This is a genomic window from Streptomyces sp. NPDC039736, assembly GCF_055596485.1.
The window spans coordinates 158,980-177,424 of record NZ_JBVIUQ010000008.1 but is presented as its reverse complement, the minus strand read 5'-3'; the positions used below and the strand labels follow the sequence as shown (position 1 = coordinate 177,424).

The window sequence follows — 18,445 nt, the reverse complement described above, 5'->3', positions numbered from 1 at the left end:
CTGAACATTACGCCTGATGGCCCGAGCTGAAACCGGGTTCGACCTCACCGATTCGATCATTTTCGGAAGCCGCCGCCATGTTTACGGCGCCCTCCCCGACCTGAGGAACCGTCAGCACCCGGCGCGTCGCCACCAGAACCAGCAGCGCCAGCACCCCGCCGACCGCCGCCACCCCGAAACTCGCCGCCGTACCCCCCAGCTCCACCGCGGGCCCCGCCGCACCCGTCCCCACCGCCGACCCCACACCGAACGTCGTCACCAGCCACGAGAACGCCTCCGTCACCGTCCCCCGCGGCGCGTGCCGGTCCACCACGATGAACGCACACGCCAACGCCGGCGCCAGAAACACCCCCGCCACACCCGCCAGCACCGTCATCGCCACCACTCCCGGCGTCAGCAGCAACGGCAGATACCCCACCGCCAGCAACGCCACGATCACCAGCAGCCGCGGCTCCGGAGCCCCCGCCCACCGCCGGACCCCGTACCCGAGACCCCCCACCAGCGCACCCAGCCCCAGCGCCGCCATCAGCACTCCGTACACCCACGACTTCCCGTGGTCGTCCCCGTACGCCACCCCCGCCACCGTGATCGAACCCAGCGCCACCCCGACGAAGAAGAACGACCCCAGCAACGCCAGCAGCCCCGGCGAACGCAGCGCCCCCAGCCAGTGCGCCTCGCGCGGCGCCGAACGCCACACCCGCGAAGGCTCCGACACCACCACCGACAACGCGCCCAGCACACCGATCCCGTTGATCACCAGCAGCGCCGCCGCCGGCGACCACAGCGAGACCAGCACCGTCACCAGCAGCGGACCCACCGTGAACATGACCTCCTGGGCCACCGCGTCCATCGCGTACGCCCGGTGCACCTTGTCCCCGTCGCCCAGCACGCTCGGCCACAGCGCCCGCAGCCCGCCCTCCAGCGGCGGCGTGAACAGACCCGCCACCACGACGGCCAGGTACGCGAGCACCGGGTGCCCGATCCCGGACAGGCACAGCAGCAGCATCCCCAGCGCCGACAGGAACGCCGCCGGCAACTGCACCCTCGGCTGCCCCTTCAGGTCCACCGCCCGGCCCAGCAGCGGCTGCCCGACCGCGTTGGAGACCCCGTACACCGCGGCCAGGGCGCCGCCCAGCGTGTACGAACCGCCCTCCGCACGCGTGAACAGCATGATGGCGATCGGCGCCGTCGCGTTCGGCAGCCGCCCCACCAGCGTCCCGGCCAACAGGCGCGCCGCATGGCGCGTCCTGAGCAGCTCGCCGTATCCCGCGGCCATCCGTCCCGCCCTTCTTCCCCCGGAGCCGCCCGCCGGGCGAAGGGGTTTTACGTATAACTACCGCCGTCATACGTACCATGAGCCCAACCCCGCGGTCCACCCCGCACCCCCAGCGCCCACCCTTACGGAGAACCCGGTGCCCACCCCCGCACACCCCGCCCGCACCGCCCCCACCAGCAGGGACGTCGCCCGGGCCGCCGGAGTCTCCCAGGCCACCGTCTCCCTCGTCCTCGGCGACAAGTGGCAGGGCCGCGTCTCCCCCCGCACCGCCGCCCTCGTCCGCGGCGCCGCGGACGACCTCGGCTACCGCCCCAACCAGGCCGCCCGCAGCCTCCGCCTCGGCAACACCCGCACCGCCCTCCTCGTCGTCCCCGCCCTCACCAACGAATTCTTCGCCCGTGTCTACACCGGCGCCGCCGCCACCGCCGCCGAACACGGCTTCGGCGTCGTCCTCTACCCCTCCCCCGACGGCACCGGACCTGCCCGCGACCCCTTCGCCTCCGCCCGCACCGCCCTCGACGGCGTCATCGCCTCCTCCATGGCCACCCACGCCCTCGGCGCACTCCGCGGCACCGGACTCCCCCTCGTCATGCTCGACAGCGACCCCACCGACACCCACGACCCGGCGGACACCACCGGCCCGGACGCCGACGGCACAGACGCCACCGCCACGCACGCCACCGGCCGCCACGCCGCCGCCCACGTCAACCTCGCCGTCGCCGACGGCATGCACCAGGTCGCCCACCACCTCCTCGGCCTCGGCCACCGCCGCTTCCTCCACCTCGCCTCCGCCGTCGACACCTGGACCTTCCACGCCCGCGCCCGCGCCCTCGCCGAGACCCTCCCACCCGGCACCACGACCCTGCACACCGTCCACTCCGCCCTCGACGTGCACAGCGCCCGCACCGCCCTCGAAAACGCCCTCACCACCGGCACCGACCGCCCCACCGCCGTCATCTGCGACGACGACGTCCTCGCCGCCGGCGCCTGCAAGGCCCTGCGCCGCCTCGGCCTGCGCGTCCCCGACGACATCTCCGTCACCGGCTTCGACGACCTCGCCCTCGCCACCGCCGTCGAACCCGAACTCACCACCGTCCGCCTCCCCGCCGAACAGGTCGGCAGAAGCGGCATGGCCGCCCTCCTCGCCGTCCTCGAAGGACACACCCCCGACAACACCGAGCTCCCCGTCGAACTCGTCACCCGCGGCTCCACGGCAGCACCGGCCAAGCCCTGACACACCAGTGGCCCCGGACCGCATCCACGCAGTCCGGGGCCACCCGCAGAACTCTCGGCGCTACTCCTCCTCGGTGTCCGAAGGCACCTCGGTCGGCGCCGACGCATCACCGTCGGCATCCAGCAGACGCGACAACTGCCGCCCCACGATCCGCTTGAACTTCCGCTGCTGCGGCCGCGTACGGTCCAGCACCGCCACTTCCAGCCGCTCCGCCGGAATCTCCCGCTCCGTACCGTTGGTGTCCCGCGACAACGCCTGCACGGCCAGCTTCAACGCCTCCGCCAGACTCATGTCGTCACGGTGCCGCTGATCCAGGAAACCGCTGATCTGCTCCGCGTTGCCGCCCACCGCGACCGAACCGTGCTCGTCCACGATCGACCCGTCGTGCGGCAGCCGGTAGATCTGGTCGCCCTCCCGCTCGGTGCCGACCTCGGCGACCACCAGTTCCACCTCGTACGGCTTCTCCGCACTGCTGGAGAAAATCGAACCGAGCGTCTGGGCGTACACGTTCGCCAGACCCCGCGCCGTCACGTCGTCACGGTCATACGTGTACCCACGCATGTCCGCATACCGGACGCCACCGATCCGCAGATTCTCGTACTCGTTGTACTTACCGGCGGCCGCGAAGCCGATCCGGTCATAGATCTCGCTGAACTTGTGCAGCGCACGGGACGGGTTCTCGCCGACGAAGACAATGCCGTCGGCGAACTGCAGCACAACCAGGCTGCGTCCACGGGCGATGCCCTTCCGGGCGTATTCCGCCCGGTCGGCCATGGCCTGCTGGGGTGAGACATAGAACGGCGTCGACACCGGCTATCCGTCCCTTTCTGTCAGAGGCGAAAACATGAAAGAAGCTCGGGAAAATCAGAGGAGCGCGGCACGCGGGCCGTCGGGCTGCTCCAGACGCTTCTCCAGAATCGCCCGCGCCAGTTCGGCGGACTCGTCGTCCGACAACCGGCGGAAACCGTCCTCCGTGATGACGGTCACAATCGGATAGATGCGCCGCGCCACATCGGGCCCACCGGTCGCCGAATCGTCGTCCGCCGCGTCGTAGAGCGCCTGGATGACCAGCGTGGTCGTCTCCTGCTCCGACAGGTCCTTCCGGTACAGCTTCTTCATCGAACCGCGCGCGAACACGGAACCCGAACCGGTCGCCGCGTAACCGGCGGCCTCCTCGGAACGGCCGCCCGTGACGTCGTACGAGAAGATGCGGCCCTTCTCCCGGTCCAGGTCGTACCCCGCGAACAGCGGCACGACGGCCAGCCCCTGCATCGCCATTCCGAGATTCGACCGGATCATCGTCGACAGGCGGTTCGCCTTGCCCTCGAGCGAGAGCTGCGCGCCCTCGACCTTCTCGAAGTGCTCCAGCTCCAGCTGGAAGAGCTTCACCATCTCCACCGCGAGCCCCGCCGTGCCCGCGATCCCGACCGCCGAGTACTCGTCGGCTGGGAAGACCTTCTCGATGTCGCGCTGGGCGATCATGTTCCCCATGGTCGCGCGGCGGTCGCCGGCAAGGACGACCCCACCGGGGAAGGCCGCGGCCACGATGGTCGTCCCGTGCGGCGCTTCGACGACGCCCTGCACGGGCGGCAGCACCCGGTTGCCGGGGAGCAGCTCGGGCGAGTGCTCGCCGAGGAAGTCCATGAACGAGGACGACCCGGGCGTCAGGAAGGCAGCTGGTAGACGCCCGGTGCTACGAGTGTTGGCTTCCACGCGTTTCCCTCCAGGTATGCGATGGCCCGGTTGAAGGTGTCGGGATCGTCTCCCAACTGGCCGAGGGCCGCATTGCAGTTGAAGCACAGTACGCCTCGGACCCTACCCGTCTCGTGGCAGTGATCCACATGCACGGCGGGGGCCTTCAAGCAGATCGTGCAGACCCCCTGCTGCGAGGCGACCATTTCGTCGCGCTGGGCTTCGGTGATGCCGTAGGCGCGCTTGAGGTGATGCGCTCGACTCTCCTCCGCCCGACACGGTTTGCAACGTGTGGCCAACCCATCTGATGCCGATGCGTTTTTGTGCCATTCACTGTGCGGCTTGACTTGCCCGCAAGCTCGACAGTACTTATGCCCCTCAGGCGTTTGCACCCTCGGCCGCACATTCTTGCCCCGAGCAATTTGACGCTCTTGGTAATACGCGGCCCAGCATTCACGGCAGTATGCCTGAAAGCCGTCGCGGGATGCCTTGTTCCGCGCAAAAGCATCCCGCGACAAAAGACGCTGACAGCGTGAGCATTTCTTGACCGGAAGAGAATCGGACATTTACGCCTATTCTCCACCCTTCTGAACAAATCCACGCACGAACTCCTCGGCGTTTTCCTCGAGCACATCATCGATTTCGTCGAGGACGGAGTCCACGTCATCCGAAAGCTTTTCCTGGCGTTCCTTGAGGTCTTCCGACCCCTGCGCCTCCGCAGTCTGCTCCTCGGTCTCCTCGGTGGAACGCGTCGCCTTCTGCTGTCCGCCGCCGGTGTCCTTGGTCGCCATCTCTACCTCACCCCGCTCGGTTAGATGTTTTTCCTGCGGGCCGTTTGTCCGACCCCTGATCCGACCCTATAACCCGGGTCCGACATTCGCCTCGCACTTGTGTGATTCCCACTTGGGCCGCATTTCAGCCGCCCGAGAGCACCCGGACCAGATCCTCCGCCGACCGGCACCGGTCGAGCAGCTCCTTGACGTGGTTCCTGGTGCCCCGCAGCGGTTCCAGGGTCGGGACGCGCTGGAGGGAGTCGCGGCCCGGGAGGTCGAAGATGACCGAGTCCCAGGAGGCCGCCGCGACGTCGTCCGCGTACTGCTCCAGGCAGCGGCCGCGGAAGTAGGCCCTGGTGTCCTCCGGGGGCTTCGTCTCGGCCCGCTCCACCGCGCTCTCGTCCAGGAGCCGCTTCATCCTGCCCCGGGCCGCCAGGCGGTTGTAGAGGCCCTTGTCGGGGCGTACGTCCGCGTACTGGAGGTCGACCAGGTGGAGCCTGGGTGCGTCCCAGTCGAGGTTGTCGCGCCGGCGGTAGCCCTCCAGGAGTTCTCGTTTGGCGATCCAGTCCAGTTCCCCGGACAGGCTCATCGGGTCGTTCTCCAGGCGGTTGAGCACGTCCTCCCACCGGGTGAGGACGTCCTTGGTCTGGTCGTCGGCGTCCGCCCCGAACCGCTCCTCCACGTACTTCCTGGCCAGCTCGTAGTACTCCATCTGGAGCTGTACGGCGGTCAGTGACCGGCCGCTGCGCAGCGTGACCAGTTGCTGGAGACCGGGGTCGTGAGAGACCTGGTGGAGGGTGCGGACGGGCTGGTCGACGGCGAGGTCGACGTTGATGAAGTCGTCCTCGATCATGGAGAGGACGAGTGCCGTCGTGCCGAGCTTCAGGTACGTCGAGATCTCGGAGAGGTTGGCGTCTCCGATGATGACGTGGAGGCGGCGGTACTTCTCGGCGTCGGAGTGGGGTTCGTCACGGGTGTTGATGATGGGGCGCTTGAGGGTGGTCTCCAGGCCGACTTCCACCTCGAAGTAGTCGGCGCGCTGGCTGATCTGGAAGCCGTGTTCGTTGCCGTCCTGGCCGATGCCGACGCGTCCCGCGCCGGTGATGACCTGGCGGCTGACGAAGAAGGGGGTGAGGTGGCGCACGATGTCCGAGAAGGGGGTCTCCCGCTTCATCAGGTAGTTCTCGTGCGTGCCGTAGGAGGCGCCCTTGTTGTCGGTGTTGTTCTTGTAGAGCAGGATCGGCTGGGCGCCGGGGAGCTGGGCGGCGCGGTCGGCGGCTTCGGCCATGATGCGTTCACCGGCCTTGTCCCAGAGGACGGCGTCCATCGGGTTGGTGATCTCCGGGGAGCTGTACTCGGGGTGTGCGTGGTCGACGTAGAGCCGGGCGCCGTTGGTGAGGATGACGTTGGCGAGGCCGATGTCCTCGTCGGTGAGCTGGCTGGAGTCGGCTGCTTCGCGGGCGAGGTCGAAGCCTCGGGCGTCGCGCAGGGGGTTCTCTTCTTCGAAGTCCCAGCGGGCGCGGCGGGCCCGGTGCATCGCGGCGGCGTAGGCGTTGACGATCTGGGACGAGGTGAGCATGGCATTGGCGTTGGGGTGGCCGGGGACGGAGATTCCGTATTCCGTCTCGATGCCCATTACTCGACGTACGGTCATGCGGCCCTCCTTGCCCGGCGCCGCCCCTGTTCTGGGGCGGGCTCAAGTACCGCTGGTTCTTTCGGGTGCGTGTGCGGTCCCGTCCCCGCACTGTGCGACCGGCGGTGGCGGTACGGAAGAGCCTAGAACGCCTTTGCGCTGGTGGGGAGAACGATTGCGTGTTTGCTCCGGAATGGCTTCGGGATGGGGGTGAAGCGGTGGGAGCGGTGGGGGGGGAATGCGTCGGCTGCGGATGCCGGGCGGGGTGTCCGCCGGCATCCGCAGCCGGGTTGCGCCTTACAGGTACTGGCCGGTGTTGGCCACCGTGTCGATGGAGCGTCCGGTGTCCGCGCCCTGTTTTCCGGTGACGAGGGTGCGGATGAAGACGATCCGCTCGCCCTTCTTTCCGGAGATGCGGGCCCAGTCGTCGGGGTTGGTGGTGTTGGGCAGGTCTTCGTTTTCCTTGAACTCGTCCACGCAGGCCTGGATGAGGTGTGCGATCCGCAGGCCCTTCTGGTTGTGGTCGAGGAAGGCCTTGATCGCCATTTTCTTGGCCCGGTCGACGATGTTCTGGATCATCGCGCCGGAGTTGAAGTCCTTGAAGTAGAGGACTTCCTTGTCGCCGTTGGCGTACGTGACTTCGAGGAAGCGGTTCTCCTCGGATTCGGCGTACATCCGCTCGACGACCGTCTGGATCATGCCGTGCACCGCGGCGTCCTTGGAGCCGGTGTGCTCCGAGAGGTCGTCGGCGTGCAGGGGCAGGCTGGCCTTGAGGTACTTGGCGAAGATGTCCTTGGCGGCTTCGGCGTCCGGGCGCTCGATCTTGATCTTGACGTCGAGCCGGCCGGGCCGGAGGATCGCCGGGTCGATCATGTCCTCGCGGTTGGAGGCGCCGATGACGATGACGTTCTCCAGGCCTTCCACGCCGTCGATCTCGGCGAGGAGCTGGGGGACGATGGTGTTCTCCACGTCCGAGCTGACGCCGGATCCGCGGGTGCGGAAGAGGGATTCCATCTCGTCGAAGAAGACGATGACGGGGGTGCCCTCGCTGGCCTTCTCGCGTGCGCGCTGGAAGACGAGCCGGATGTGGCGCTCGGTTTCGCCGACGTACTTGTTGAGGAGTTCGGGGCCCTTGATGTTGAGGAAGTAGGACTTCCCCTGGGGCTGTCCGGTGACCTCGGCGACCTTCTTGGCGAGGGAGTTGGCGACGGCCTTGGCGATGAGCGTCTTGCCGCAGCCGGGCGGGCCGTAGAGCAGGATGCCCTTCGGGGGACGCAGTTCGTGTTCCTTGAAGAGGTCGGGGTAGAGGTAGGGCAGTTCGACCGCGTCGCGGATCAGTTCGATCTGGTCGCCCAGGCCGCCGATCTTCTCGTAGTCGACGTCCGGGACCTCTTCGAGGACCAGGTCCTCGACCTCGCTCTTGGGGATGATCTCGTAGACGTAGCCGGAGCGGGGTTCGAGGAGCAGGGCGTCGCCGGGGCGGATGGTGACGTCCAGCAGGGGCTCGGCGAGCCTGACCACCCGCTCCTCGTCGGTGTGCCCGGTGACCAGGGCGCGTTCGCCGTCCTCGAGGATCTCCTTGAGGGTGACGATGTCCCCGGCGCGCTCGAACTCCATGGCTTCGACCACGTTGAGTGCTTCGTTGAGCATCACTTCCTGGCCGCGTCGGAGCTCGTCGAGCTCGACGCTGGGGCTGACGTTCACCCGGAGCTTGCGCCCGCCGGTGAAGATGTCGGCCGTGCCGTCCTCTTTGGCTTCCAGGAACACTCCGAAGCCGGCCGGCGGCTGTGCGAGCCGGTCCACTTCTTCCTTGAGGGCCACGATCTGGTCGCGGGCCTCGCGGAGTGTGTTGGCGAGCCGCTCGTTCTGGGCGGACACGCCTGCCAGGTTGGTCTGCAGCTCGACGATCCGCTCTTCGAGAATCCTCGTGTGACGCGGAGAGTCGGCGAGCTTGCGTCGCAGGACGGCGATTTCCTGCTCTAGATAGGCAACCTGTCCGGCGGGGTCCTCGGACCCTCGCGCGGGCCGGATGCCGCGGTTGATGTCGTCGTCGTGGGCTGCCACGGTCCTCACCTCCTCCAGGGGGAGCTGGACGCTTCCTGACCCTACCTGGGTGGGTGCTGGTTGAAACCCCTAGATCACAAACCGGATCGCGGAGTGTCTGATCTTCACCCTTGCGTACTCCCTCACAGTGGGGGGATACCCACCCAGCAACATCGGAAAGCGGGCGGTTGTATCTTCGAAGTGTTCAACACCCGTCAGGGCTGGCTTCAATTGGTGCATACCGCGCAGGAAACGGCAGGAGATATGACCGTGCAGGAAGAGGCTCCCACCGCGGACGGCGCCCAGGTCGGCGACCCTCTCGAGGTGTGGATCGATCAGGACCTCTGCACCGGCGACGGGATCTGCGCGCAGTACGCGCCGGAGGTCTTCGAGCTCGACATCGACGGTCTGGCGTATGTGAAGAGCGGTGACGACGAGTTGCTGCAGTCGCCCGGTGCGACGACGCCGGTTCCGCTCACCTTGCTGAACGATGTCGTGGATTCGGCGAAGGAGTGCCCGGGCGACTGCATTCATGTGCGTCGGGTTTCGGACAGGGTCGAGGTGTACGGGCCGGACGCCGAGTAGGCGGGGACCGGTCCTCAGACGCTGCGGGCGTCGGTGGTGGCGGAGCGGAGGAATTTTCCGTTCCGCCACTGCCATGTGGTGCGCTGCCTGGTGTCGGGGCAGCAGCGGGCGACGGCTTCGGAGGAGTAGCCGAGGAGGGTCGCGGTGACGGCGCGCCCGGTGATCGTGAGGCCGGTGGCGTTTTGCTGGTCGGCGGGGTCGAGGAGGGTGGCGACGACGCGGCCGCCGGTTCCGTTTTCCGCTGCGGCTCCGGCATCGCTTCCGGCTCCGGTGAGGACGTAGATGCCCGTGGACGGGGTGCCCATGCCGGTCTCGCAGCGGACGGCGGCGACGGTTTCGGGGGCGTTGTCGCCGTCGAGGTCGCCGGTTGCCCGGTGGACGACGACGGGCTTGCCGGCGCGGCAGCGCAGGGGGTAGGTGGCGGTGGCCGGGTCGGGGGCGGGGCGGGCCGCCGCCGGGGCCTGGGGTGCGTTGCCGGCCGCCGTCTGGGAGGCGGTGGCGGCGGTGGGCTGGAGGAGTCCGGCGAGGGCCACGACGGCTGCGGTGGCGGCTGCGGTGGCGAGCCAGTGCATCGCGCGGGGCCGGGTGTGTGCGAGGTCCGGGAGCGCGGTGTTCGGCACGCGGGGGTCTCCTGTGGGGCTGTGCCGGGAGGGGCGCCGGCGACGGGAGGGGTGCCGGAATCGTGCCACACGGGGCGGGGGGTGGGAATGCCGGGGGTGGGACTTCGTACAGAGAACGGATCGGTGGGGGCGGGCAACGAAAAGACGCCGCCGTCCCGTTTCCGTGTCGGTACGGGAACGGGACGGCGGCGCCGGTCTGTTGGGGCGGCTGCGGGTGCGGTGCCTGGGCTCAGCCCTGGGCCTCGCTGGAGCCGCGCTCCTTGTTGGGGCCTTCGTAGTCGTCGCCGTAGGCGCCCTTGGAGGGGCGGCGGCGGCGCATGGGGGGCTCGACGCCGTCGGCGAGGCGCCGGGCGGTGACGAGGAAGCCGGTGTGGCCGATCATGCGGTGGTCCGGGCGGACGGCGAGTCCTTCGACGTGCCAGTTGCGGACCATGGACTCCCAGGGCTGGGGTTCGGCGAAGCAGCCGATCTCGCGGATGGACTCGACGGTCCGGGCGAGCTGGGTGGTGGTGGCGACGTACGCGCAGAGGATGCCGCCGGGGACCAGGGCCTTGGAGACGGCCTCCAGGGTCTCCCAGGGGGCGAGCATGTCGAGGACGACGCGGTCGACCTCGGTGTCGGAGAGGTTGTCCTGGAGGTCGCCGACGGTGAGGGTCCAGGCCGGGTGGGGGCCGCCGAAGTAGCGTTCGACGTTGCCCCGGGCGATGTCCGCGAAGTCCTGGCGGCGCTCGTAGGAGTGCAGCATTCCGTGGTCGCCGATGGCGCGCAGGAGAAAGGCGCTGAGCGCTCCGGAGCCCACTCCCGCCTCGACGACGCGGGCGCCGGCGAAGATGTCGGCGAAGGCCAGGATCTGCCCCGCGTCCTTGGGGTAGACCACGGCGGCGCCGCGGGGCATGGACAGGACGTAGTCGGGGAGCAGGGGGCGCAGCGCCAGGTAGGCGACGTTTCCCGTGGTTCGGACAACACTGCCCTCGGACGCCCCGATCAGCTCGTCGTGCGAGAAGGCACCCTTGTGGGTGTGGAACTGCTTCCCGGCTTCGAGCGTGAACGTGTAGTGGCGGCCCTTGGGGTCAGTGAGCTGGACCTGGTCCCCGACCTTGAAGGGCCCGCGTCGGCGGGCGGCACCGGTCGGTTCGGACATGTGACCAGCCTACCGGCTGCTGGGATGCCTTCTCACCGCGGTGGTCACGGGCGGGGGCGGGCCATGGCCTTGACGAAGGCGCGCTCGACGTCGGCGGTGGAGAGGACCCCGTAGATCTCGCCGGTCTCCTCGATGACGAGGTACTCGGTGGCGGGGGCGGCGCGGAGGCGGTCGAGGAGGGCTTCGCCGGCGAGTTCGGCGGGGATGCGCATGTCGTCGGTGAGGTCGGCGGCGAGGCCGCTGACGGCGACCCAGGGGCGTCGGTGTTCGGGGACGTTGCCGATGGCGGTTTCGCGGACGACGGCGGTGGGGGTGCCGTGTCCGTCGACGACGACGAGGGCGCGGGCGCCTGCTTCGTTGGCGCGGCGGAGTGCTTCGGAGAGGGGGGTGGCGGGTTCGACGGGGACGGCGCGGCGGGTGAGGGTGCGGGCGCGGAGGTCGGGGAGGTGCTGGCGCAGGCGGGCCATGCGGAGGCTGTTTCCGGCGCCGGTCCAGATGATGGCGGCGAGGATCGCGGCGAGGAGTGCGTCGAGGACGGTGTCCATGCCGGTGATGTCCTGGGTCTTGTTGCCCAGGGCGCCGGTGTGGGTGAGGAGGGGGAGGCCGATGAGGACGGCGACGGCGAGGGCGCGGCCGACCCAGGCGGCGGCGACGGTGCCGGTCATGGGGTTGCCGGTGATCTTCCAGACGACGGCGCGGAGCATGCGGCCGCCGTCGAGGGGGAGGCCGGGGAGGAGGTTGAAGGCGGCGACGATGAGGTTGGAGATCATCAGGCCGGCCAGCAGGACGCCGGGGACGGTGCCCGCTTCGACGAGGTCCATGGCCCAGTAGAAGAGTCCGGCGAGGGCGAGGGAGAGGAGGGGTCCGACGAAGGCGAGGACGAATTCGCGGCCCGGGGTCTCGGTCTCCTTCTCGATTTCGGAGACGCCGCCGAAGAACTGGAGCTGGATGCGCCGTACGGGGAGTTTGAAGCGGAGGGCGGCGACGGTGTGGGCGAGTTCGTGGACGAGTACGGAGGCGTAGAAGGCGACGGCGAAGAAGAGGGAGACGAGGTAGCGGGCCGCGCCGAGCTCGGGCAGGACGATGTCGAGCTGGCCGCCGAAGACCCAGGTGATGAGGGCGGCGACGAGGAACCAGCTCGGGGCGACGTAGACGGGCACCCCGAAGGGACGGCCCATGAGAAGACCGCCGCCGGGATTGCTGGACCGCTCGGCGGACGCCGACGGGGCGGGGGCTGCGCCCGTGCTGGTCGGGCCGCCGGGGGTGGGGGCGGGGTCGGGGGTGCGGCTGCCGTCAGGACCGGGGGCGCGGGGGCCGTCGGGACCGGGGGTGCCGGTGGCGTCGGGGGCGCGGGTGTCGTCGAGGCCGGGCGTATGAGTGCCGCTGGGACCGGAGGCGCGGGGGCCTTCGGGACCAGGGGTGCCGACGGCGTCGGGGCCGGAGACGCGGGTGCCATCGGAACCGGGCGTACGGATGCCGTCGGGACCGGGGGCGCGGCTGCCGTCGGGGCCAGGGGTGCCGGTGGTGTCGGGGCCGGGGACGCGGGGACTGGGGGTACCGGTGGCGTCGGGGCCGGGGACGCGGCTGCCGTCGGAGCCAGGCGTCCGAGTGCCGCCGGAACCGGAGACGCGAGTGGCCTCGGAGCCGGGGGCGCGGCTGCCGTCAGGGTGGGAGGCGCGGGTGGCCTCGGAACCGGGGGCACGGCTGCCGTCAGGGCCGGAGGCCCGGGGCCCGTCGGGGCCAAAGACGTGGCTGCCGCCGGGACCGGAGGCGCGGCTGCCGTCGGGGCCGGGGGTGCCGGTGGTGTCGGGGCCGGGGACGCGGGTGCCGGTGGGGTCGGAGGCGTGGGTGGCGTCCGGGCCCGGGGGGCGGGTGGCGTCGGGGCGGGTGTCGTCCGCGCCGATGTGGGGGCGTCCGCTGTCGCCGCTCTCGTCCACGGTGTCCCTTCGTTGGCTGGCGTCTCGTCGGTGGTGCCGGGTGCTGCGCCGTCGGGTAAATCTTTGTTGAAGCCTGTGTCGACCTGGTGCCGTTGTGCGGGGCAATGCCCCGATCATGCAGTGCGACGGGGTCTGCCGTCGATGGTAGGCGGGCGTTGTCAGTGGTGGGTCGTAGGGTCTGAGTCATGAATACGAGTAGCGGTCCTGCGGACGTGGCGAGGCGGCCCGCGTCGTTGTCCCCGTCGCGGGCGAGCGACTTCATGCAGTGTCCGCTGCTGTACCGGTTCCGAGTGATCGACAAGTTGCCGGAGAAGCCGAGTGAGGCTGCTACCCGGGGCACGCTGGTCCATGCCGTCCTGGAGCGCTTGTTCGACGACCCCGCGGTGGAGCGGACGGCGCCGCGGGCGCGGGCGATGGTGCCGGGGCAGTGGGACCGGCTGCTGGAGTCGAAGCCCGAGCTGGCCGGGCTGTTCGCGGACGACGCCGAGGGCGAGCGGCTGGCTCGGTGGCTGGGGCAGGCGGAGGACCTGGTCGAGAAGTGGTTCACGCTGGAGGATCCGACGCGTCTGGAGCCGGCCGAGCGGGAGCTCTTCGTGGAGACGGAGCTGGAGTCGGGGCTGCGGCTGCGCGGGGTGATCGACCGGGTGGACGTCGCGCCGACGGGTGAGGTGCGGATCGTCGACTACAAGACGGGGAAGGCGCCGCGTCCGGAGTACGCGGAGGGCGCGCTGTTCCAGATGAAGTTCTACGCGCTGGTGATCTGGCGGTGGAAGCGGATCGTGCCGCGCAGGCTTCAGCTGGTGTACCTGGGCAGTGGAGACGTGCTGACGTACGACCCGAACGAGGCGGATCTGGAGCGGATGGAGCGCAAGCTGCACGCGCTGTGGGAGGCGATCGTGGAGGCGACGGAGACGGGGGAATGGCGGCCGCGGCCGACGAAGCTGTGCGGGTGGTGTGATCACCAGGCGGTGTGTCCGGACTTCGGGGGCACTCCCCCGGTGTATCCGTTGCCGGTGGTGCCGAGGCAGGCGCTGGCGGAGTAGGGCGACCGGCGCAGGCACTCGCCGGGAGGGGGGCGGCCGCGCCGCAGGGGACGGCTGCCCGCACGGCAGGCCATCAGGGGCGCGGGGAACTGCGCGACCAGCCACGACGCACCCGCACCGAATGCCCGCCGGCCATGAGGCACCCGCACAGGACGCGCACCCGCCACGACGCACCCGCACGTGACATGCGCCACGCACCCGCCCGCGACTCCCCCCCCCAGCACCCGCGCCCGGACGCACCGATCCGCGCACAGGGCAGAATGGGGCCGGTCTAATGAAGGAGTTCCTGTGGCGATCCGCGTCCTACTGGTCGACGACCAGCCTCTGCTGCGCACCGGTTTCCGGATGATTTTGGAGGCCGAGCAGGATCTTGCGGTCGTCGGCGAGGCCGGTGACGGTTTGCAGGCGCTCGATCAGGTGCGGGCCTTGCAGCCCGATGTGGTGCTGATGGACATCCGGATGCCGCGGATGGACGGGGTGGAGGCGACCCGGCAGATCACCGGGCCGGGCCGGGACGGTCCGGCGAAGGTGCTCGTGCTGACGACGTTCGACCTGGACGAGTACGTGGTGGAGGCCCTCAGGGCGGGAGCCAGCGGCTTCCTGCTGAAGGACGCCCCCGCGCACGAGCTGGTGCAGGCGATCCGGGTGGTGGCGGCCGGTGAGGCGATGCTGGCGCCGAGCATCACGCGCCGCCTGCTGGACAAGTACGCGGACCACCTGCCGTCGGGTGAGGACGAGATGCCGGACACCCTGCACACGCTGACCGACCGTGAGGTGGAGGTCCTGAAGCTGGTGGCGCGCGGGCTGTCGAACGCGGAGATCGCGGCGGACCTGTTCGTGAGCGAGACGACGGTCAAGACGCACGTCGGTCATGTGCTGACGAAGCTGGGGCTGCGCGACCGGGTGCAGGCCGCGGTGTTCGCGTACGAGAGCGGCCTGGTGCGGCCGGGCGCGCAGTAGGAACGGCACGCGCTGCCGCACGAGCACGGCAGGTACTGGCGGTACGGGGGCGGGGCCGGGCGGAGTGTGTTCCGCCCGGCCCCGCTCCCGTGTCCCGGAAGGCGTCAGCTCTTGCTGATCTCCCAGAAGCGGAAGACCGTCGAGGTGTCGAGGGTCCACTCCAGGCCGGAGATGTTGGAGCGGGCGACGGCGTACTGCTTGCCCTGCCAGAGCGGGAGCAGCGGGACGTCCTCGGCGACGATGTTCTGGAGGCGGTCGAACGCCTCGGCGGTGGAGCCGCGGTCGGCGGCGGCCGCGGTGCCGGGGAGCAGCTTGTCGGTGATCTCGGTGTTCTCGTAGTTGTTGGAGACGACGTTGCCCTTGCCGAAGAACGGCTGGGTGAAGTTCTCGGGGTCGGGGTAGTCGGGGACCCAGCCCTTGACGTAGACGCCGTACTTCCCGGCGGCGATGTCCTTCTCGTACTGGCCCTGTTCGACCGTCTTGACGTTCGCGTCGAAGAGGCCACTGCGGTTGAGCTGCTTGGCGAGGGTCTTGAACTCCTCGACCGTCGCGGGGCCGTAGCGGCTGGGGGTGGCCCAGAGGGTGAGCTTGACCTTGGTGGTGATGCCTTCGTCGCGCAGGGCCTGGCGGGCCTTGGCGGGCTGCGGGCGGCCGCCGTACCGGTTGAAGAAGGCGGTGTTGTGGCCGGTGACGCCCGCGGGGACGATCGAGTACAGCGGGGTGGCCGTCGACCGGTAGACGTCGCGGACGAGGGCTTCGCGGTCGATGAGGTGGGCGATGGCGCGGCGGACGCCGGGCTTGCCGGCGACGGGGTCCTTGACGTTGAAGACGAGGTGGTGGACCTCGGCGCTGCTGCCTTCGACGGGGTCCAGGCGCTGGTCGCCGCCGAGGGCCTCGGCCTCGGCGGTGGAGATGTTCTTGGCAGTGAGGCCCCGGTAGGCGAAATCGATCTCGCCCTTCTTGAGCGACTGTGCGAGGGCGGCCCGGTCGTCGTGGAAGAGCTTGACGGTCATGCCGGTGTTGTTGATCTTCGCGGCGCCGCGGTAGCGGTCGTTGACGGCGAAGACGGCCTTGCTCTTGTCGAAGGTGTCGAGCCGGTAGGGGCCGGAGCCATCGGCCTTGCCGTCGGTGCGGAGCTTGTCGGCCGGGTAGGTGCGGTGGTCGACGATGGAGCCCGCGCCGGAGGCGATCTTGCTGGGGAAGGTGGCGTCGGGGACCTTGAGGTAGAAGACGACCTTGGTGGCGTCGGGGGTGTCGATGCTCTTGATGCTGGAGAGCATGACGGCCGGGCCGGCGGGGTCGTTGATCTTCAGGGTGCGCTCGAAGGAGTGCTTGACGTCCTTGGAGGTGAGCGGGTTGCCGTTGCTGAAGGCGAGTCCTTCGCGCAGGGTGCAGCGGTAGACGGTGTTGCCCTTGTCGAAGGCGCAGTTCTGGGCGGCTTCGGGCTGGGGTTCGGAGCCGCCCTTGGGGAAGGCCATCAGGGACTGGAAGACGTTGTTGAAGAGCAGCCAGGAGCCGGGGTCGTAGCCGGAGGCCGGGTCGGTGGCCTTGATCTCGTCGGACATGCCCATGGTGACGGGCTGTCCGGTGCCGCTGGTGGAGCCGCCGTCGGTGCCGCTGGTGGAGCCGCAACCGGTCAGGAGGCCGGCCGACAGTCCCGCTGTGAGGAGGGCCGTCGGCCAGTTACGTATCTGCACCGCGTGTCTCAGACTTTCGTGGGGGGGGTGGTCGTACGGGGAGAGGGCGAGGGGGAAGGGCCGGGGTCAGGCGACGCCGCGGCCGAGTTCCCAGAGCTGGAGGTCGGCGGCGAAGTTGACGGCCCATTCGGTGCCGGTGATGTCGCTGCGGGCAGCGATGTACTGCTTGCCCTGCCAGAGCGGGAGCAGCGGGACGTCCCGGGCGACGATGTCCTGGATCTGCTCGAAGGCCTGGGTGGCGGCTCCGCGGTCCTGCTCGCGGCGGGACTGCGGGATGAGGGTGGAGCGGATCTCGTCGTTGGCGTAGGGGCTGTTGAGGAAGTTCGCCTTGTCGAGGAAGGGGGCGACGTAGTTGTCGGCGTCCGTGAAGTCGGGGAACCAGCCCATGCCGTAGACGGCGTACTTGTTGGCCTTCTGGTCCTCGCTGAAGGTGCTCCAGGGCACGCCCTTGATGTCCACGGCGAAGAGCTTGGAGTCGTTGAGCTGCTTCTGGAGGACCTCGAACTCCTTCTTGGTCGCGGAGCCGTAGTGGTCGGTGGTGTACGTCAGCGTGAGCTTGACGGGGCCGTTGACACGTGCGGCGCGCAGCGTTTCGGCGGCCTTCTTCACGTCGCCTGCCGGGTACTTGTTGAAGAAGGAGTTCTTGTGGCCGGCGATGGTCGTGGGAATGATCGAGTAGAGCGGCTCGGCGGTCTCGCCGTAGACGCTCCGGGCGAGGGCGGTGCGGTCGAGGACGGTGGCCATCGCCTGGCGTACGGCCTTGTTCTTGACGGCCGGGTCCTCGGTGTTGAAGCCGAGGTAGCGGATCTCCAGGCCGGGGAGTTCGACGAGCTTGATGTCCCCGTCCTGCTTGTCGGCGAGGTCCTTGATCTGCTGGGGCGTGATGGTGCGCGACATCATGTCGATCTCGCCGCTCTTGAGGGCCTTCTCCATGGACTCGGAGTCCTTGTAGGAGCGGATCTCGGCCTTCTCGTTGTTGAGCTTGACGCCGCCCTGGTAGCGGGGGTTCTTGGTGAAGACGGCCTTGGTGAAGGTGTCGCCACTGTGGTCGATGCGCACGGTGTACGGTCCGGAGCCGCTGACCTCGAAGCCGGCGCGGACCTTGTCGCGGGCGTACGTCTTGTCGTCGACGATGGCGGCGGCGGGGGTGGCCAGCTTGTAGGGGAAGGTGGCGTCGGGGGTCTTGAGGTGGAAGACCACCTCGTTCTCGCCCTTGGCCTCGACCAGGTCGATGTTGGTGAGGAGGGAGACCGGGCCGTTCTTGTCCTGGATCTTCAGGGAGCGTTCGACGGAGAACTTCACGTCGGCGGCGTTGAGCGCCTGGCCGTCGGAGAAGGTGAGCCCGCCGCGGAGCTTGCAGCGGTAGCTGGTGTTCTTGGTGTCGGTGAAGCCGCAGGACTCGGCGGCCTCGGTGACGGGTTCGCCGCCGCCGCGCGGGACGCGCATGAGGGTCTGGTGGGTCTGGCGCAGGACGTTCCAGGCGCCGACGTCGTAGGCGTGGGCCGGGTCGAAGGGGGCCGGGGCGGTCTTGGTGGCGACGAAGCTGTCCGTGGTGCCCACGACGATGGGCTTGCCCGCGTTCTCGGCAGAGTCCGGACCGCCGCATGCGGCCAGTACGGGGGTGACCAGTACGGCTATTGCCGGCAGCACCAGAGTCTTGCGGTTCATCCTGGAAGTTCTCCCTCGACCGGCACCGTCATGCGGCTTTGTACGAACACTTCGCCTATTTCCGCTTGTTGGGGCGGGCGGCCCGGGCCGGTTGCCGAACCGCGATGATCTGCGGCGAAGTTCTCGCGTCGAGATTAGTGCGG

16 protein-coding genes are annotated in these 18,445 nt (G+C 69.3%); 4 read left to right on the top strand and 12 right to left on the bottom strand.

Translation table 11 applies throughout. The features are described from left to right. Positions 1–7: 7 nt before the first annotated feature. Positions 8–1,276 carry an MFS transporter gene (locus ACZ56L_RS25040; RefSeq protein WP_471066475.1) on the bottom strand — a complete coding sequence of 423 codons (1,269 nt, stop codon included), beginning with the start codon at positions 1,274–1,276 and terminating at the stop codon, positions 8–10. A gap of 136 nt (positions 1,277–1,412) precedes the next feature. On the opposite strand from ACZ56L_RS25040, the gene ACZ56L_RS25035 reads away from it, so the two are divergent. Next, positions 1,413–2,510, top strand: a complete 1,098-nt coding sequence (locus ACZ56L_RS25035) for a LacI family DNA-binding transcriptional regulator (RefSeq protein WP_345224665.1) — start codon at positions 1,413–1,415, stop codon at positions 2,508–2,510. 60 nt (positions 2,511–2,570) lie between these two features. On the opposite strand, the gene prcA is transcribed toward ACZ56L_RS25035, so the two are convergent. The 6 genes from prcA to arc form a co-directional block, all read right to left on the bottom strand. Beyond that, the gene (gene prcA, locus ACZ56L_RS25030; RefSeq protein WP_345224663.1) at positions 2,571–3,320 is read right to left on the bottom strand and encodes a proteasome subunit alpha; all 750 of its coding nucleotides are present in this window, start codon (positions 3,318–3,320) and stop codon (positions 2,571–2,573) included. Between the two features lie 54 nt (positions 3,321–3,374). Next, a complete protein-coding gene (gene prcB, locus ACZ56L_RS25025) occupies positions 3,375–4,223 on the bottom strand; it encodes a proteasome subunit beta (RefSeq protein WP_345224660.1) in 849 nt (282 codons plus the stop codon). Further along, positions 4,175–4,768 (bottom strand): endonuclease VII domain-containing protein, encoded by a 594-nt coding sequence (locus tag ACZ56L_RS25020; protein ID WP_468689491.1) that lies wholly within the window; start codon positions 4,766–4,768, stop codon positions 4,175–4,177. Before ACZ56L_RS25020 ends, prcB begins: the two co-directional genes overlap by 49 nt. 6 nt (positions 4,769–4,774) lie before the next feature. Continuing rightward, entirely contained in the window at positions 4,775–4,993 is a 219-nt protein-coding gene (locus tag ACZ56L_RS25015; protein WP_189828432.1) for a ubiquitin-like protein Pup, read from the bottom strand. 124 nt (positions 4,994–5,117) lie between these two features. Continuing rightward, positions 5,118–6,629 carry a depupylase/deamidase Dop gene (gene dop / locus ACZ56L_RS25010; RefSeq protein WP_345224653.1) on the bottom strand — a complete coding sequence of 504 codons (1,512 nt, stop codon included), beginning with the start codon at positions 6,627–6,629 and terminating at the stop codon, positions 5,118–5,120. 276 nt (positions 6,630–6,905) lie between these two features. Then, positions 6,906–8,672 (bottom strand): proteasome ATPase, encoded by a 1,767-nt coding sequence (arc, locus tag ACZ56L_RS25005; protein ID WP_471066469.1) that lies wholly within the window; start codon positions 8,670–8,672, stop codon positions 6,906–6,908. A 243-nt stretch (positions 8,673–8,915) separates the two neighbouring features. Between arc and ACZ56L_RS25000 the strand changes: the two genes are divergently transcribed. Further along, complete coding sequence (locus ACZ56L_RS25000; RefSeq protein WP_189828463.1) at positions 8,916–9,236, top strand: ferredoxin; 321 nt, start codon at positions 8,916–8,918, stop codon at positions 9,234–9,236. Positions 9,237–9,250: 14 nt separating this feature from the next. Here ACZ56L_RS25000 and ACZ56L_RS24995 read toward each other — a convergent pair whose 3' ends face one another. The 3 genes from ACZ56L_RS24995 to ACZ56L_RS24985 all read right to left on the bottom strand — a co-directional run bounded on the left by ACZ56L_RS24995 (position 9,251) and on the right by ACZ56L_RS24985 (position 12,934). Further along, positions 9,251–9,856, bottom strand: a complete 606-nt coding sequence (locus ACZ56L_RS24995) for a hypothetical protein (protein WP_471066467.1) — start codon at positions 9,854–9,856, stop codon at positions 9,251–9,253. Positions 9,857–10,085: 229 nt separating this feature from the next. Further along, positions 10,086–10,997 (bottom strand): tRNA (adenine-N1)-methyltransferase, encoded by a 912-nt coding sequence (locus ACZ56L_RS24990; RefSeq protein WP_345224645.1) that lies wholly within the window; start codon positions 10,995–10,997, stop codon positions 10,086–10,088. Positions 10,998–11,041: 44 nt separating this feature from the next. Continuing rightward, positions 11,042–12,934: a site-2 protease family protein gene (locus ACZ56L_RS24985; protein WP_471066465.1), complete on the bottom strand. Its 1,893-nt coding sequence runs from the start codon at positions 12,932–12,934 to the stop codon at positions 11,042–11,044. 185 nt (positions 12,935–13,119) lie between these two features. Between ACZ56L_RS24985 and ACZ56L_RS24980 the strand changes: the two genes are divergently transcribed. Together ACZ56L_RS24980 and ACZ56L_RS24975 are read left to right on the top strand one after the other, a co-directional pair. After that, positions 13,120–13,977, top strand: a complete 858-nt coding sequence (locus ACZ56L_RS24980) for a RecB family exonuclease (RefSeq protein WP_471066463.1) — start codon at positions 13,120–13,122, stop codon at positions 13,975–13,977. A 288-nt stretch (positions 13,978–14,265) separates the two neighbouring features. After that, the gene (locus ACZ56L_RS24975) at positions 14,266–14,937 is read left to right on the top strand and encodes a response regulator transcription factor (RefSeq protein ID WP_345224640.1); all 672 of its coding nucleotides are present in this window, start codon (positions 14,266–14,268) and stop codon (positions 14,935–14,937) included. A gap of 104 nt (positions 14,938–15,041) precedes the next feature. Here ACZ56L_RS24975 and ACZ56L_RS24970 read toward each other — a convergent pair whose 3' ends face one another. Together ACZ56L_RS24970 and ACZ56L_RS24965 are read right to left on the bottom strand one after the other, a co-directional pair. Then, complete coding sequence (locus ACZ56L_RS24970; protein WP_401760868.1) at positions 15,042–16,634, bottom strand: ABC transporter substrate-binding protein; 1,593 nt, start codon at positions 16,632–16,634, stop codon at positions 15,042–15,044. Between the two features lie 66 nt (positions 16,635–16,700). Next, on the bottom strand, positions 16,701–18,302 hold the full coding sequence (locus ACZ56L_RS24965; protein WP_471066461.1) for an ABC transporter substrate-binding protein: 1,602 nt from the start codon (positions 18,300–18,302) through the stop codon (positions 16,701–16,703). Positions 18,303–18,445 lie beyond the last annotated feature (143 nt).